The 15269-nt window shown below is 72.9% G+C and carries 14 protein-coding genes; 8 read left to right on the top strand and 6 right to left on the bottom strand.

Annotation, left to right across the window (positions count from 1 at the left end):
- From VIW71_RS11855 to VIW71_RS11840, 4 genes are all read left to right on the top strand, one after another.
- On the top strand, positions 1-247 hold a 247-nt coding region (locus VIW71_RS11855; RefSeq protein ID WP_331622067.1), incomplete at its 5' end, for a hypothetical protein.
- A 245-nt stretch (positions 248-492) separates the two neighbouring features.
- Complete coding sequence (locus tag VIW71_RS11850; RefSeq protein ID WP_331622066.1) at positions 493-972, top strand: hypothetical protein; 480 nt, start codon at positions 493-495, stop codon at positions 970-972.
- 156 nt (positions 973-1128) lie between these two features.
- Positions 1129-1680, top strand: a complete 552-nt coding sequence (locus VIW71_RS11845; protein WP_331622068.1) for an RNA polymerase sigma factor — start codon at positions 1129-1131, stop codon at positions 1678-1680.
- A gap of 2 nt (positions 1681-1682) precedes the next feature.
- The gene (locus VIW71_RS11840; RefSeq protein ID WP_331622065.1) at positions 1683-2876 is read left to right on the top strand and encodes a hypothetical protein; all 1194 of its coding nucleotides are present in this window, start codon (positions 1683-1685) and stop codon (positions 2874-2876) included.
- A 155-nt stretch (positions 2877-3031) separates the two neighbouring features.
- On the opposite strand, the gene VIW71_RS11835 is transcribed toward VIW71_RS11840, so the two are convergent.
- Positions 3032-3916 (bottom strand): lysozyme, encoded by an 885-nt coding sequence (locus tag VIW71_RS11835; protein ID WP_331622064.1) that lies wholly within the window; start codon positions 3914-3916, stop codon positions 3032-3034.
- A 298-nt stretch (positions 3917-4214) separates the two neighbouring features.
- Between VIW71_RS11835 and VIW71_RS11830 the strand changes: the two genes are divergently transcribed.
- On the top strand, positions 4215-5504 hold the full coding sequence (locus VIW71_RS11830; protein WP_331622063.1) for a M20/M25/M40 family metallo-hydrolase: 1290 nt from the start codon (positions 4215-4217) through the stop codon (positions 5502-5504).
- A gap of 160 nt (positions 5505-5664) precedes the next feature.
- On the opposite strand, the gene VIW71_RS11825 is transcribed toward VIW71_RS11830, so the two are convergent.
- From VIW71_RS11825 to VIW71_RS11815, 3 genes are all read right to left on the bottom strand, one after another.
- On the bottom strand, positions 5665-8583 hold the full coding sequence (locus VIW71_RS11825; protein ID WP_331622062.1) for a type 2 lanthipeptide synthetase LanM family protein: 2919 nt from the start codon (positions 8581-8583) through the stop codon (positions 5665-5667).
- A 91-nt stretch (positions 8584-8674) separates the two neighbouring features.
- The gene (locus VIW71_RS11820; RefSeq protein WP_331622061.1) at positions 8675-8875 is read right to left on the bottom strand and encodes a DUF6229 family protein; all 201 of its coding nucleotides are present in this window, start codon (positions 8873-8875) and stop codon (positions 8675-8677) included.
- 427 nt (positions 8876-9302) lie between these two features.
- Positions 9303-10277, bottom strand: coding sequence for an AAA family ATPase (locus tag VIW71_RS11815; protein ID WP_331622060.1), 975 nt, complete (start codon positions 10275-10277; stop codon positions 9303-9305).
- A gap of 353 nt (positions 10278-10630) precedes the next feature.
- Here VIW71_RS11815 and VIW71_RS11810 point away from each other — a divergent pair, with 353 nt between their 5' ends.
- Positions 10631-12007, top strand: a complete 1377-nt coding sequence (locus VIW71_RS11810) for a nucleobase:cation symporter-2 family protein (protein ID WP_414720731.1) — start codon at positions 10631-10633, stop codon at positions 12005-12007.
- Between the two features lie 181 nt (positions 12008-12188).
- On the opposite strand, the gene VIW71_RS11805 is transcribed toward VIW71_RS11810, so the two are convergent.
- Positions 12189-13400, bottom strand: a complete 1212-nt coding sequence (locus VIW71_RS11805) for a helix-turn-helix domain-containing protein (protein ID WP_331622058.1) — start codon at positions 13398-13400, stop codon at positions 12189-12191.
- 244 nt (positions 13401-13644) lie between these two features.
- Here VIW71_RS11805 and VIW71_RS11800 point away from each other — a divergent pair, with 244 nt between their 5' ends.
- Both VIW71_RS11800 and VIW71_RS11795 read left to right on the top strand, forming a co-directional pair.
- Positions 13645-14112 carry an ATP-binding protein gene (locus tag VIW71_RS11800; protein ID WP_331622057.1) on the top strand — a complete coding sequence of 156 codons (468 nt, stop codon included), beginning with the start codon at positions 13645-13647 and terminating at the stop codon, positions 14110-14112.
- Entirely contained in the window at positions 14109-14615 is a 507-nt protein-coding gene (locus tag VIW71_RS11795) for a hypothetical protein (RefSeq protein WP_331622056.1), read from the top strand. Before VIW71_RS11800 ends, VIW71_RS11795 begins: the two co-directional genes overlap by 4 nt.
- A gap of 165 nt (positions 14616-14780) precedes the next feature.
- Here VIW71_RS11795 and VIW71_RS11790 read toward each other — a convergent pair.
- The coding region (locus VIW71_RS11790; protein WP_331622055.1) for a helix-turn-helix transcriptional regulator at positions 14781-15269 on the bottom strand (489 nt) is incomplete at its 5' end.

Raw genomic sequence — 15269 nt, 5'->3', positions numbered from 1 at the left:
CTACCAGGTGCTGGGCAACAAGTACCTCGTGATCCTGGACGTCGAAGCCGGTGTCGGTGCGAGCACTCGCACCGTGTCCGTGCTCGACTTCGCCACCTGGAATTCCGTCTCGATCCTGACGGTGAACGCTTCCTCGAACGCTGTGCCCCTGCCCGTGATCAACCCCAGCCAGGGCAATGCCGCGGCGTTCCTCGCCTACGGGCAGGACGGCACCCAGCAAACGGCACCTCTGGAGCCGAAGGCCTGAGCCGACGCCCGGCCGCATCGATCAGCGCGGCGGGCAGGGGGGCGGGTCACTGTGCCGTACGTCGGCCCCCCGGAAGGGGCGCGCGCCCCCTCCAGGGGGCGCACCGGCGGCGTCGGCCCAGGGCCACGCTGGACCGGCTGACGTGGGCGCGAGGCTCCCTCCAGGGGGCTCGAGGGAGCCGCACCCGCTCGGTGCCGCTTCCCGCGGGCCGGTGTAACGCTTTCGCGGCCCCGCACGCTCCCCGTATGAGCGCCCCGTCCGCGGCACGGACCCGTGCCGCGGCGTTCTCCGATCAGTGGAGGCACACGATGGAGCACGCCGTGCACGACCCACCGGGTACAGCGCTCGGGCCCCGGCTCGCGGCCGACGTCGTGGCGATGGTGCGGGAGGCGAGGATCACGCTCGACTACTCGCCCGCCAGCCTGACCCTGGTCGACCGCGTCATCGGCGGCATCCGCCGCGAGAACCCGCCGGTCGGCGCGGTCAGCCGTACGCTGCTCGGTCTCGGCGCCTACACCGGCGAGGTACTGGTACGGGCGGCCGGGGCGGAGTGGGTGGACTTCGACCCGGCCGAGCAGGATATCTTCGGGCAGCCTTTCGGAATCCGTACCTCCGACGGGCGGCTGTGGAACCCGCTCGGCAGGGCGCTCAGACGGTACGAGAACGGGCCGGACGACAGCCTGCGCCTCTTCTACCTCTCCGTGACCGGCGAGGCCGCCGTGTGACTCCCGCCGGGCCGCGGGGGCGGCGGGCCGGTGGGCGGTACGGAGCCGGTGCACGGTTTCGGCGCGGCCGGTGCGGGGCACCGGCACACGGCGGTGTCGGTCGGTACGCAGAGGACGTAGTGAGTGGGAGTCACGGAGGTACGCCGGCGCGAGCGGATGGACGACGGGGAGCTGGGTGACGCGGTCGGACGGGCCCGCGGTGGCGACGAGGCAGCGTTCGGCGTCGTCTACCGGGAGGTCCATCCCATGCTGCTCGGGTACCTGTACGCCCTGGTCGGCGAGGACGCGGACGACATCGCCTCGGAGACCTGGCACGACATAGTCCGCGACCTGCGCCGCTTCCACGGCGACGGTCCGGGCTTCCGGGGCTGGGCGGCCACCATCGCCCGGCACCGCGCGCTCGACCACCTGCGCCGGGCCAAGGTCCGCCCGCGCACCACGGCACTCGACGACGGGACCGCCGAGCCGCCGGCGGCGCCGGACTCCGAGCACCTCGCCCTGGAGAACATCGCCACCGAACGTGCCCTGGCCCTGATCGCCGAACTGCCCCAGGACCAGGCGGAAGCCGTACTGCTGCGGGTGGTGCTCGGGCTCAACGCACCCACGGCGGCGAAGGTTCTGGGCAAACGCCCGGGCGCCGTGCGGACCGCGTCCCACCGCGGCCTCAAACGCCTGTCGGAGCGCCTGAGCGGCGCCGGGGAGAAGTGACGATGAACCACAGCCGAGAACACGACGGTTGGCCGGACCCGGTCACCGCCGAGCGCCTGCTCAGCGGCGAGTACGCGGCCGCCGACCCCGGCCTCGCGGGCGCCGACCCGCGGGCCGCCGCCCTGGCCCGCCTCCTCGCGGCGGCGGCCGAGCCGCGCCCCTGCGCCCCCGAGGACGAGCGTGCGGCACTGGCCGCGTTCCGGCGGGCCCGGGACGGCCAGGAGGAGGGCGCGGATCCTACGGCGCCCGCGCACGGCCGGCGGAGCCGTACGGCACTCGCCTTCCTTCGGCGCACCCCGAACGGGCCTCGCGGCACGGCCGGTTGGTGGCCTGCCCCGAGCGGTGCCCAGGGCGACGGCGGCCGGCGGGACACTCCCGGCTCCGGGCGTGGCGAGTGGTGGCCGGCCCCGGACGGCCACCGCCCCGGACAAGGCCGCAAGGGCCGCCCCACCCCGAACACCTCGCGCACCGACGGCCGTCGGCCTCGTGCCCGAGGCGCCCGCCGGCCGGCGAAAGCGGCACTCGGCGCCGTCGTGGCGGTCTTCGCGCTCGGCGGTGCGGCGCTCGCCGCCCAGACCGGTACGCTGCCGCACCCCTTCCAGCGGACCCACCCCGCCACCGTGTCCTCGCCGCAGGCGTCCCTCACCCTCACCCCCACCGCCACCGCCCCGGAAACGCCCGGCGTCACCGGCCCCGGTGCGACCGCCGGCCCGGGCCGGTTCCCGAGCCCGACCCCGGCGCCCCCCGGGTTCACCCTGGTCCCGCAGCCGCCCGCGCTCTCACCGGCGCCCCCGGGCATCCTGCCCCTGTGCGTGGCATACACGGAGGCCGCGGGCACGGGCCAGTCCCTGGACGACGTTTCCCTGGCCCGCCTCGAACGGGCGGCGGGCGGCACGACCGAAGTCGCCGCCTACTGCGCCCGGGTGACCGCCATCACCTCCGCGCACCCGCATGCCCCGTCCCGCTCACGTGCCCCGTCCGCGACGACCCCGGGCCCGAGCGCGACGTCACACCCCGAGCTGCCCGCCGCCCCCTCGGCCGAGACCCCCTCGGCCGAGACCCCGACGGCCGAGGCCGGCGTTTCTCCGGCCACCGCCCCACCGGCCAGTGCCCCTCCGCCCACCACCCCGCCCGCGACCGCTGACCTGCTTCCCACCCCACCGCTGCTCACCACCCCACCCCTGCCCCAGGACTGACCGCACGGCGGATACGGCTCACTCGCCCGCACGCCCGGGCGGTGCCCGGTAAGCGAAGGCGCCCGAACGGACGCGCGCCCGGCTGGGGGGATCCGGCCGGGGGCGCGTCCGTGGGCAGGGCCTGTGCGAGAAATACGGCGTTGCCTCGCGGAGCGTCAGGTGTTGTTGGCCAGGTTCTGCAGACGGGTGTACGCACCGTTGAACTTGTCCTGGTCACCCGGGAAGACGCCGGAGTCGGCGTACTGCCAGAAGGTGTGGAACGGCCAGCCGGCCGGCAGCGTGCCGGGGGAGGAGGCGTACCGGGCGATGAACAGGGGGTTGGTGGCCGCGAACATGGAGGTGTTGCCGGTGCAGGTGGTCCACCAGTCGGTAGTGGTGTAGATCGTCGCCCAGCGGGTGGTCTTGGCGTGCACCTCGTTGATGAAGGCCGAGAGCCAGCTGCGCATCGCGGCCTTGCTCAGGCCGTAGCACGTGGCGCCGTACGGGTTGTACTCGATGTCCAGCATGGGCGGCAGGGTCTTGCCGTCCTTCGACCAGCCGCCGCCGTGTGCGACGAACCAGTCGGCCTGGGCCACGCCGCTGGAGGTGTTGGGCGTGGCGAAGTGGTAGGCGCCGCGGATGTAGCCGGCGTTGTACGAGTTGGTGTAGTTGGCACTGAAGTTCGGGTCGCGGTACGTGGTGCCCTCGGTGGCCTTGATGTAGGCGAACCGGGCGCCGTTGCTGTACGCGGCGGCCCAGTTGACGGTGCCCTGCCAGTGGCTGGCGTCGAAGCCGGGGGTCTGCGTGACGCTCGCGGTGACCGCACCGCCGCCGGCGGCGGTGGACCTGCCCTCGTGGGCGGCGACCGTCGAGCCCATCCAGTCGCGCTCGGGGTGGGTGATCCGGCCGTACTCGTCGGGCGTGGGAGCGGGTGTGCTGGCGGTGGCCCCGCTGGGCACCGTGACGAGCAGGGCGATGACGGCGATCAACGTGCCGCCGACTCCCGTGAGGGAGCGGCGCAGTATGGATCTGTGACGGGGGCCGTGTCCGGCGATGTTCATGTGCGCCTCCAAGGGTGAAGGTGTGTTTTTTCTTGGCGTGGCCATGACAGACAGCACGCTTTACGCGCGTAGAGCCATCCGGGGGAAGGGCTCCCGGCGGCTGTCATTGGTCTGCTCCTACGGAAAACGTAGGGAGCCGCGGCAAGCCCGGCGACTGGCGGGATCAGGGCATCCGAGTGAGAACGCGGCCGCCGGGCCGGAGAAATCGGGCCTCGCGGCCATGTGACGCGGTCGGCCCTCACTGATCCGAATGAGGGCGCCCACGCATCAGTGGCCCCTCCTGTGGAACGCGTCCCTTGTGACCGACACAGCGCTCGACCCCGTCTACGCGACCGTCCGCCGTCATGTCCGGGCCCACGCCGCCCGACTGTGGGACGTGAGCCTCGCCCTGCACCGCCGACCGGAGATCGCCTTCCAGGAACACCGGGCCGCGGAGTTGCTGGCCGGGGAACTGGAGGCGGCCGGTCTCGGGGTGGAGCGCGGGGTGGCCGGCATGCCGACGGCGTTCGTCGCGCGCGCGGAGGTCGGGGGGCGCGGTGGCGGTGGTGGTGGCGACGCAGGCGGTGGCGGGCCCCGCGTCGCACTGCTGCTCGAGTACGACGCGCTGCCCGGCCTCGGCCACGCCTGCGGGCACAACCTGATCGCCGCGGCGGGGCTCGGTGCGGGGCTGGCGGTGCGGGCGGCGCTCGCGGAGGGGGGTGGGCCCGGGGAAGGCGTTCCTGCGGGGGATGCCCCGGTCGCCCCGGTCCAGGGAGGCGGCACGCTGATGGTGGTCGGCACCCCCGCGGAGGAGCGCGGGGGCGGCAAGGCGATCGCCGCGGAAGCCGGGCTCTTCGACGGGGTCGACGCGGCGCTGATGTTCCACCCGGGTGTCCACGACTGGGCCTGGGCGCCGCTGACCGCCTCGGCGCTGGTGCGGGTCGGCTTCCACGGCCGGGCCGCCCACCCCACCGGCAACCCGACGGAGGGCATCGACGCGCTCGCCGCGCTGATCGAGCTCTTCAACACCCTCTCCGGGCTCGCCCGGCGCCTCCCGTCCGGCTCGCACGTCCAGGGCGTCATCACCGACGGGGGCAAGGCCGCCAACATCGTCCCCGACTACGCCGAAGGGCTCTTCGGCCTGCGCGGCGCGACCACGGCAGCGCTGGAGGACCTGGTGGCACAACTGGGCTCCTGCGCCGACGGCATCGCGCACGCCACGGGCGCGACCGCCGAGACCACCAGGATCGGGCCGAGGTACCAGCACTTCCGGGACAGCCCCGAACTGTCCGGCCGCTTCACGCGGCACCTCGCCCGTACCGGCATCCAGCTCACCGAACCGGCCCCGGGGACGCATCTCGGTTCCTCGGACATGGGCAACGTGAGCACCCGCGTACCCGCGATCCACCCGTTCGTGGCGATCATGGGCCCCGACGGCTCCCACCACACCCCCGAGTTCGCCGCAGCCGCCGCCGGCCCCCGCGCCCGCGAGGTCATGCTCGCCGCCGCCGAAGCACTGGCCTGCACGGCGGCCGACGTCCTCCTCACCCCCGCCGTACGCGACACAGCCTGGACCCGCCTCCGCGAAAAGGCCGCCGCCGGCCAGTGACACGCCACCCCGCCCGCGCCGTCCGCAGGGGTGGGGCACCCGCCCGTCCGAGCGCGTCCGCCCGCCGCCGGACCCCGGGGCCGTACGACCGTCCAGCGCGGCGGTCGTACGGCCCCCGGGTCCGGAAGCCGTGACCGGACGCGCGGCGCTGCGTGACGGGTCAGTCCAGCAGCAGGGGGGACGGCAGGTCGCCGGCCGGGTGCATGCGGAGCAGCGCGTGGACGACGCCCGCCAGGCCGGACATGAGGCTGGGGGAGAAGGCCTCGCGGGCCAGGCCGCCGACCGGGCCGCGCTGTTCGAGGCCGGTGAGCAGTTCGCCGTCGATCCTGGGACGGCCGGGGCCGTCCCACGTGGGGTCGGCCGTGCGGATGGCGTCGAGCATCTCCCACGTGCCCAGGTCGCCGTGGCACAGCGTGTGGCTCCAGCCGAAGCCGTCCGCCGCGCACGCGCGGGCGGCCCGGCGGCCGGCGTCCAGGTGGTGCGGGTCGCCGGTGCGCCGGTAGAGGTCGAGCATCGCGATGCCGATGCCGGCGCTGCCGTGGCACCAACTCGTGAAGAAGTCCTCCTCGCTGCCGATCCGGACGTCGAGCCAGTTGCCGTCCTCGGGACGGTAGAGGGACTCCTGGTACGCGAACGCCCGCGACGCCAGTCCGCTCCAGGCGCGCCGCTCGGCCGGCGAGCCCGCGTCGCTCAGCGCGAGCCGCGCCAGCGTCCAGCCGATCCCGGTCGCGCCGTGGGCGAAACCGCCGATGCCGGCCGGGTTCAGGCGCGTCGACCACCGTGCTCCGGCCGGGTCGAGGGTGGCCTGCGCCACCAGGCGGCGCCCGGCCCTCGCCGCGGTGCCGAGCCAGCGGTCCTGTCCGGTGGCGGCGGCCAGGTTGAGCAGCGGTACGGCGACCCCGGCGACCCCGTTCAGCAGGTCGACGTCCCGGTCCTCGTCGATCAGCGGGCCCTCGTCCAGCGCCGTGGCCCGGTCGACCGCCCGCTCCAGCAGCCAGTCCCAGCCCAGCACGCGGTGCAGCGCGGTCCACGTCCACACCTGCGAGGCGGCGCCGCTGAACGCGCCGGCCGACGGGGTGGGCGTGGTGTCCTCGGTGTCGGCCAGCACCCGCAGCGCGCCCCGCAGGTGCTCCTCGACCCCGGGCACCTCCTCGGCGCGCCCGGCGCGCACCTGTGTCACGTACTCGGCGAGCGCCAGGGCGACGCCGCCCTGACCGGTGTAGAGGTCGGCCGGCAGCACCCTGATCGACCAGCCCGCGGGCGTGAACACCGGGCTGATCCAGGTCACGGTGGAGTCGTCGCCGCGCACCGACCCCTCGCACAGGCGGCCGACCATCGCGGCGGCCAGCGCGCGGCGCCTGGCGTCCGCGTCGCGGCTGTGCGGGTCGGCGGCGGGGTGCCGGACCCGGGCCGGCAGGGAGCGCTCGTTGAGATACGCGCCGACCAGCGCGTCCTTGATGATGGACTCCTCGAACGGCATGTCGGCGGTACGCCAGTCCGCCAGGGTGGCCTCGATGACCGGCCCGTCCACCTCGAAGGTGAACATCGGCACGTCGCCGACGAGCAGGTCGGCGATCTCGGCGTCGACGGTGGCCGGCTCCCGCGGCGCCCCGGGCAGCGCCTCGGCGTTGCGGCGCAGGATGGAGCGGGCCCGCTCGACGGCGGCGGCCTCGTCGTGCAGGGACGCCGGGTGCCACAGCATCCGCGCGATGTCCACGTACGCCTGGGTCGGCCGCAGGATCCGGCGGGCCTCGGCGCCCTCGAAGCGGCGCAGCAGCTCGTACCCGCCCTCGTCGGTACCGCCGGCGCGCCGGCGCAGGTGGGCCGTCATCTCGCGGAAGCCGTCCAGGACGCGGTCCCAGTACGCGCTCAGCACGGGGGTGGGGCTGGGGTGGTTGCCCGCGGTCGGCATCTCGACCAGGTCCACCTGGAGGCGGGCCGCCGCCGTGCCGCCGCCGGTGACCACCGGTGAGGGGATGCGCGGCTGCTGTCCCGGCAGGGCGCCGACCCCCGAGATGTCCACGCCGCCGAGCGCGTACCCGGCGCCGCGCACCGGCAGCAGTCCGGTGCGCAGGACGGTGCGGCGGATCGCCGCCGCCGCGATGTCCACCGCCTGGCCCCGCCCGCTGGGCGGGAACGCGGCGGGTTCCCGGCCGGCGGTGGGCCCCTGACCGGTGGCGGCAGCCGTGCCGCCCACCACGGGCGGCGCGTCGAACAGCGTCTCGGAGTCGACGATGACCGGCACCGGCCCCGCCGCGACCATGTTCTCGGCGTGCATGTCCGTACCGCCGACGAAGCGCAGGACGGCGAGCCAGTGCCCGATGTTGCGGTAGAAGACGGCGAGTTCGCGCTCGTCCGCGCAGTACCGGTGCCGGACGAACTCGGCCCACCCGTAGCCGTCCCGCAGCAGCACGCGCGGCACCCGGATGCGCTCGCCGCGGTCGGGCACCCGGGTGAAACCGGCGTAGAGCTCATCGATGAGGGCGCCCAGCGCGGCGTCGATCTGCGACCGGCGCGGCTTGTACATCACGGTGCCGCCGTCGAAGTCGGCGCGGCTCACCGTCAGACCGCCGCGGTGGGTGTCGCCGGCGCCGAACGTGACGCCGCGCAGTGCGCCGGGCGGCGCACCGACGATCTCTTCGAGCAGCGACCGGTCGGCCGCGAGGCGGGACGCGAAGGCGGCGACCGCCGCCACGGAGAGCCGGGCCACGGATTCCAGCCGGGGGCGCAGGGCCGGGTAGCGCGGCGCGATCCGGTCGAGGTAGCCGTCCTGGCTCGCCTCCTCGATGAAGGCGGACCACGTCTCGGTGTCCTGCGCCGAACCGGCGCCGCCGCGGGCCAGCCGCAGGGCGTGGAGTTCGATCAGGAACAGGCGGGAGAGTCTGCCGTGCAGCGAGGTGAGCAGCGCGGTGTGCCCCGCCTCCCGCACGAGGTCCCGTTCCGCCGGGTCCAGGCCCCCGATCCCGGCCAGCCGCCGGGTCAGGGCGTCCTGCCACGGCGCTGCGATCCGGGCGACCGGCGCCGCGAACCACAAGGGCTGATCTGCCGGCGCTGTCTCGTTCGGGTCCGAGCCGTTCACCGTTCCGCCTCCCGGGATGCCGCCGGCCGAGACCGGTCCCGCGGCCGTGGAAACGGGCGCGCGGGACCGGCTTCATGTACGTACGAGCGCGTCAGCAGCAGTAGCTGCCCAGCGAACCGCTCGGGCTGGAACAGAAGCCGTAGAGCGCGTCCGTCGGGTCGGTGAGCGCGGCCTCCGCGGCGCTCCCGCCCACGTACAGCGGTCCGGCCGGGTTGGCCTGGCCGTAGGCGGTCTCGGCGCCCGAGAGCCAGGCGTCGAGGATGGCGGTGGTGGACTGGGCGGTCTGGGGCATACGGAGCCTCCGGGCAGAGGGAGACGAAATCGGGGCGGATCACCCCGCCTCAGTATCGCTTTTGGTGAGTCCACGTCACGCTGCCAATCCGGCCAAAGTGCGACGGAACGCAGGTGGGACGGCGTACGCGTTGCGTGGCGCGGGGGCCTGGTGGGGCGGCATCGGGGTGGGTCGTTGCCGCCGTCCGCGCCGCGGCGGCGCGGAGCCCTCCGGCCGGAACCGAAGGGCTCCGCGCGGGGCGGACACCGGGGTGGCCCCAGCAGGCTCGCCGGTTCTCCGGCCCGGCTCCGAGGGCAGGAGCACCTGCGGCTCGCCCGCCGCGGGCGTCGGCGGTGCGGCCGCGACGGCCGAGGAGGGCGGCGCCGCCCGCGCCCGCCACCGTCAGGGTCTCAACGGCGCGCATCAGGTGCCCGCCGGGGAGGTCGCGTCAGGCGAGGCTCGGCTCGTTCGGGAGGGCCTGCGGGCCGTGCTGGAAACCGGGGTCGACCTGTTCCGCGAGATTCCCGCCGACGGCGACATCGGCCCAGGCGCGGGCGTTCTTGAGGTGGAAGGCGACCGCGTGGGCCTGGAAGGCGGCCCAGTCCTTCGTACGGGCGTCCACGGCCGCGTGCAGCCGGTCGAGCGCGGCGCGGTTGGCCGGTTCCAGGTGGCCCAGCGGGGCGTCGCGCCCCTGCTCCTGGGCGCGGATGTACGGGGAGTGCTCCAGGCAGACCAGCAGGTCGTCGCCGACCTGTTCGCGGAGGAACGCCACGTCCTCCGGCCCGGTCACCTTGTTGCCGACGACGCCGAGCGCGACCCCGTACTCGGCGGCGTAGTCCCGGTACTGGCGGTAGACGGAGACGCCCTTGCGGGTGGGCTCGGCCACGATGAAGGTCTGGTCGAAGCGGGTGAACAGCCCGGAGGCGAAGGCGTCGGCGCCGGCCGTCATGTCGACCACCACGTGCTCGCCGGGCCCGTCGACCAGGTGGTTCAGGTAGAGCTCCACCGCTCCGACCTTGGAGTGGTAGCAGGACACCCCGAGGTCCTCCTCGACGAACCCGCCGGTGGCCAGCAGCAGCACGCCCGCCACCTCGCGCGCCATCGCGGTGTGCACGGGATCGTCACCGGCCGGGCGCAGCAGCCGTGAACCGCGTCCCGGCGGAGTCGTCTTCACCATCGTGGCCGCCGAGGCGATCAGCGGATTGGTGCCCCGCAGGTACTCCTTGATCTCCGGCAGGCGGCCCCCCAGCGCGGGCAGGCGCGCCGCCTCCTCCTCGGGCAGGCCGAGGGCGACCGCCAAGTGCTGGTTGATGTCGGCGTCGACCGCGACCACGGTGTGGCCGGCGGCGGCCAGGTGGCGGGAGAACAGCGCGGACAGCGTCGTCTTGCCGCTGCCGCCCTTGCCCACGAACGCGATTTTCACAGCCGTCCTCTCGGTCGCACATGGAAACGAATTTCACTACCGAATACCCTGGTCAAGCGCTGACGCCCTGTCAAATCGGGCTCACCCCGGTGGGCGCCACCCCGGGAAGGGGCCGCCCTCCGGCCGGCCGCCGCCCCACCGCCCCCCGGTGCGCCCTCCACCGCCACGTGGCACAACTCCGGGCTCCTGGGCGCGTGGCAACTGCGCCGTAGGACCACGGAAATACCGGCGAAACCACGCCAACGGAAAGTTGAAGCGCCGCTCGCCTGCTTCAACGAAACGTTGAAGTCCGGGTGTGCGGCGTACCCGTCCCCCGCCCCTCTTCCTCACCCGCTCGTTCGCCGGAGGCAGCTTTGTCACAGGCCCCACCAGTGTCCGGACCGTCTCCCGTCGACCAGGCACTGCCGCCCGCCCGGCTGGGGGTGCTCGGTCTCCAGCACGTTCTGGTCATGTACACCGGCTGCGTCACCGTCCCCCTGGTCTTCGGCGCCGCCGCGAAGCTCGACACCCACACCATCGGTCTGCTGATCAACGCCGACCTGCTGGTGGCGGGCCTGATCACGATGCTCCAGGCACTGGGCGTCGGCAAGCTGCTGGGCGTCCGGCTGCCGGTGGTGGCCGGCGCGACCTTCACCGCCGTCACGCCGATGATCCTGATCGCGGGCCAGTACGGCATGCAGGCCGTGTACGGGTCGATGGTCGCCGCGGGTGTCTTCGGCCTGCTGGTGGCGGTGCCGTTCGCCCGCGCGGTGCGGTTCTTCCCGCCGCTGGTCAGCGGCTCGGTCATCACCGTCATCGGGCTCTCGCTGATCGGGGTGGCGGCCGGGCTGATCGCCGGCTACGACCCCGCCGCGAAGGACTACGCCAAGCCGTCGCACCTCGCGCTGGCCGGCGGCATCGTGCTGCTGATCGTCGTCGTCGGCCGCTTCACCCGCGGGTTCCTGTCCCAGATCGGCGTCCTGCTGGGCCTGGTGGTGGGCACGCTGATCGCGATCCCGATGGACCTGACGGACTTCTCGTCGGTCGGTGACGGCGACTGGTTCGGCGTCACCGCGCCCTTCCACTTCGGCGCGCCCGAGTTCCCGGTCGCCGCGGTGGTCTCGATGTGCGTGGTGATGCTGGTGACCTTCACCGAGTCCACCGCCGACATGCTCGCGGTCGGCGAGATGACCGGCCGCCGCCTCGCCCCGGCCGACCTGGCGCGCGGCCTCGCCGCCGACGGCGTCTCCGGTGTCGTGGGCGGCGTCATGAACGGCTTCGTGGACACGGTCTTCGCGCAGAACGTCGGCCTGGTCGAGATGACCAAGGTCCGCAGCCGTTACGTGGCCGCGGTCGCGGGCGGTTTCCTCGTCCTGCTCGGGCTGATCCCCAAGCTCGGCGCGGTCGTCGCCTCCCTGCCCGGCCCGGTGATTGGCGCGGCGGGCCTGGTCATGTTCGCCACGGTCACCGCCGTCGGCATCAAGACCCTGCGCAAGGTCGAGTACGAGGGCACCGACAACCTGCTGATCGTCGCCGTCGCCATCGGCATCGGCATGCTCCCGGTCGTCGCCCCGAACATCTACCACGCCTTCCCCACCTGGGTCCGCGTCGTCGGCGGCAGCGCGATCACCAGCGCGACCCTCGCCGCGTTTCTGCTCAACCTCCTCTTCAACCACACCGGTTGGCGCAACAAGGCCACCACGAGCGAGCCCGCTGCGACCGAGCCCACGCCGGCCGCGGCCGCTCCCTGATCGCGTCGTGGGGCGGGGCAGCCTGTGCTCCGCCCCACGGCTGCGCACTCGTGGTTTGCGGCGGAGAAGCGGGCAGCGTCAGCGAGCGAGCGCCTGGTCGAGGTACCGCCACTGCACCTCACCGGGAAGTGGTGCCTGAGAGGACACGGCCCCTCTCGGGCCTTTTTCTGCGTTGTGGGGCTCAGGTCTCAATGGCTTTCAGACCCTCGTAAGCCTCGCGCAGGTCTGATGCTTCGGGTAGCTTCTTGGCTTCAACGGCGCTGACGACTTCCAGCGCGCGCCAATGGTTCGATGGGACGACGCGGCCAGACAGTATGGCTTTCTGTGCTGCATCGCAGGATTCATCTATGCGGTTTCCGGTAAGGAGGACCAACGCCAAATCGATGTTCGCCGACGCTACCCGGCGAGGCCACTTACCGACGTCGTCGCCCGGATCCAGTCTCGCGATCACCTCTCGGGCGTACGGCTCCGCGGCAGCATCGCCAAGCCATGCGAGCGTGGTTGCTGTGTAAGCGAGGGACTTTGCGGGGTCGTACTGATAGTGATGCTCCGCGCGATTTGTTTCGCCCAGTGCAGCCGACATTCCCTGTACACGGTCGATCGCTGCGTACGTCTCTTTCGCGTCGCCCAGCCTTGCGTGCGCCCTACCCTCCTGGGCGGTTGCCTGGATCAGCGCGGATGTTCCGGCCGGAGCAGCGTCCTGGGCGATACGCGAAAGCTCAAGCGCGCGCACATAATCGCCATCCGTGAGCACTCGCCATGCGTCGGTTTCAAAGCACCATGCCTTGATTTCCGGGTACTCGGCTTCCTGGGCGAGCGTCGCGGCCGTTTGCAGTCGCGCCGTTGCCGCGTCATCTTGCTTCAAATCGATGTGAAGCGTTGCGCCAAGAAGGGAAAACCAGCCGCCGACAACGAGCAGGCGCCGGTGCTCTGCGAGGGTTTTCCTGGCATCAAGTAGCTGTGCCACATAAGCCGAATGCTTCCGCACGCGCTGCAACAGCGTTTGTGGCGGAGATTTCGGGTATGCCATCGCCAAATCATCAAAGGCGCGTTCAAGTCGGTTCAGGGTCTCCGTGCCGACATCACTTGCCCGGACGCGTCGCGACAGTTCCCAAGCGTCCAGTTCGTCATCGTGAAACGGCGTGCTGCTGTTGGTAATCCATGCGTTGGCCGTTGCGGGTGGCGTGTCCGACGTGAGGAGCGCGTCCAGTTCCTTCGATGAGACCTGTAGCAGCTTGGCGATTTTGGGGCCCTGATGCGGCTGAGGGTCAACCTCACCGCGTTCCCAGCGCTGCACCGTGCTGCGGTCGACTCTCAGGGTGTCCGCGAACGACTCTTGCGTGTAGCCGCACGCCTTCCGGCGTTGTGCGAAGCGCTGCCGCCTGGTCGTCATGCCCGTTCTCCGTCCGGTGCCGTTATCCCAGTTCAGCGTATCCGGTGCAGCGTCACGTGCACCCAACGTGCCGCAAAGGTGCGGCCTTTCTGCCGTGGTGCTGCCCTGCCTCGACCGGGAGCGTTGTCAGACACAAAGGACCCCGGCGACCGTTCGCGCGGCCCCCGGGCATGGCCAACCTGAGAAAGCAGGCTGACATGCATGAGCTCATCCGGCACCAGTTCGGTTACGTGGGGGCTGCGCGGTGACCTTGGGAGTGCTCCCCACGACGCGTGGGGACAGCAAGGCAACCGACCACGTGCGTACGGTCGTGGTGAAACGGTGGGAGCGCGATCCCCGGTGCGTCCCGCAGGCCCGGCACGAATTGCGTCGGGAACTGGACTCTTGGGGTTTGAACCGGGTGGCGGACTCCGCCGAGCTGGTTCTCTGCGAAGTGCTCACCAACGCCGTGCGCCATGCGCGGGCCCCCCGGGATCGCCTGATCGAGACGCGGTTCGAGCGCCTGCGCGGCGGGGTCCGCATCGAAGTGCACGACGCCAACGAGACCAAGCCTGTACGCCGCGAGGCGCCTGCGGACGCCGATTCCGGGCGGGGCCTGGCGCTCATTGACGCGCTCACCGGGGGGCGCTGGGGAGTGAGCGACCGCGAGGGGGCCGGCAAACTCGTCTGGGCGGTGTGCGCCGACGACGGTACGGAGGAGGTGTCCCCGTGAGGGTGCGGGAGCTGGCCCGGTTGCACACCTGGCACCGGGCGCGGCCCTCACAGGATGTAGGCGACCCCTGCGAGGACTGCGGCACGACTCTGGCGCTGTGCTTCCAGTGCGGCGTGAACTCCCGTTGTCTGGCCTGCTGTCCGTACGAGCGGCCGACCGCCGGGGACAAGGTGATGTACGCGGCTGTCCGGCAGGCGCGTGAGCAGCCCGAAATCGGGCTGCTCGCCGGGGTGCTGGCCTCCCTGGTACCCGCCATGCTCGTCTGGGCCGGGATGACGTACTGCGCACCGGGTGTGATGCGGACCCTGGGCGCTTTGGCCGGTGCGGCTGCATGCTGCGCCTTCCTGGCCGCAGGGGCGGCATGGGGCAGCCTGCCCCTTCCCGGAGAACTCCCGCCGTGCCGGACGCACGACCTGACGCCGTACGACCGGCGGGCACTCGCCGGGGCCGGGGCGCTGCTGGCACAGATCGTTCTTCTGTCCACAGCCTTCACCGCAGCCTGACCGCAGCACCATCCCGACGGCTGCCGTATCCGGGCAAGGGCAGCACGCACGACCTCCGTACCCGTCGTTCCTCCCTGTCCGCCGGTACGGGCCCCGGCGCCCCAGCGGCCAACCCCTGACTGGCCGCTGGGGGCGCCTCGCTGCGTACGCGGGCTGACGACTGTGTCAGTCCGGGGCGGGGGAGCCGGGCGGGTGCAGGGCGTCGCGGAGCTGGGCGCGGGCGGTGACGCCGAGTTTGGGGAAGATGCGGTGGAGGTGGAAGCCGACCGTGCGGGGGGAGATGGAGAGGCGTTCGCCGATCTGGCGGTTGGTCTGGCCCGCCGCCGCGAGGCGGGCGATGGTGAGTTCCCGCGGGGTGAGGCCGGCCGGGCCGGTGGCCCGGGGAGCGGTCGCCGACGGCTGGGCCTCGGCCGCGCGCAGGTGCGTACGGGCCCGGTCGGCCCAGGGCCGCGCGCCCAGTCGTACCAGGACGTCCAGCGCGTCCGCCAGGTGGGGCACCGCCTCGGCGGCCCGGTCGCGGGCGCGCAGCCAGGCGCCGTAGTCCAACCGCAGCAGCGCCCGTTCGAAGGGCCAGAGGGATCCGGCGGGGTCGTCGAGGGCCGCCGCGTAGTGCGCCTCCGCTTCGTCCGGTTCGGCGAGCAGCCCGCGGGCGCG

Origin of the sequence: Streptomyces sp., assembly GCF_036524955.1 — a bacterium.
Lineage (GTDB): Bacteria > Actinomycetota > Actinomycetes > Streptomycetales > Streptomycetaceae > Actinacidiphila.
The sequence above is the reverse complement of the archived record's forward strand: the minus strand, read 5'-3'. Positions and strand labels throughout refer to the sequence as shown.

Excerpts from the sequence above, each read along its gene's own strand:
- VIW71_RS11805 (WP_331622058.1), bottom strand. The coding sequence starts at position 13,400 with ATGACGACCAGGCGGCAGCGCTTCGCACAACGCCGGAAGGCGTGCGGC.
- VIW71_RS11835 (WP_331622064.1), bottom strand. The coding sequence starts at position 3,916 with ATGAACATCGCCGGACACGGCCCCCGTCACAGATCCATACTGCGCCGC.
- VIW71_RS11850 (WP_331622066.1), top strand. The coding sequence starts at position 493 with ATGAGCGCCCCGTCCGCGGCACGGACCCGTGCCGCGGCGTTCTCCGAT.
- VIW71_RS11820 (WP_331622061.1), bottom strand. The coding sequence starts at position 8,875 with ATGCCCCAGACCGCCCAGTCCACCACCGCCATCCTCGACGCCTGGCTC.
- VIW71_RS11845 (WP_331622068.1), top strand. The coding sequence starts at position 1,129 with ATGGACGACGGGGAGCTGGGTGACGCGGTCGGACGGGCCCGCGGTGGC.
- VIW71_RS11840 (WP_331622065.1), top strand. The coding sequence starts at position 1,683 with ATGAACCACAGCCGAGAACACGACGGTTGGCCGGACCCGGTCACCGCC.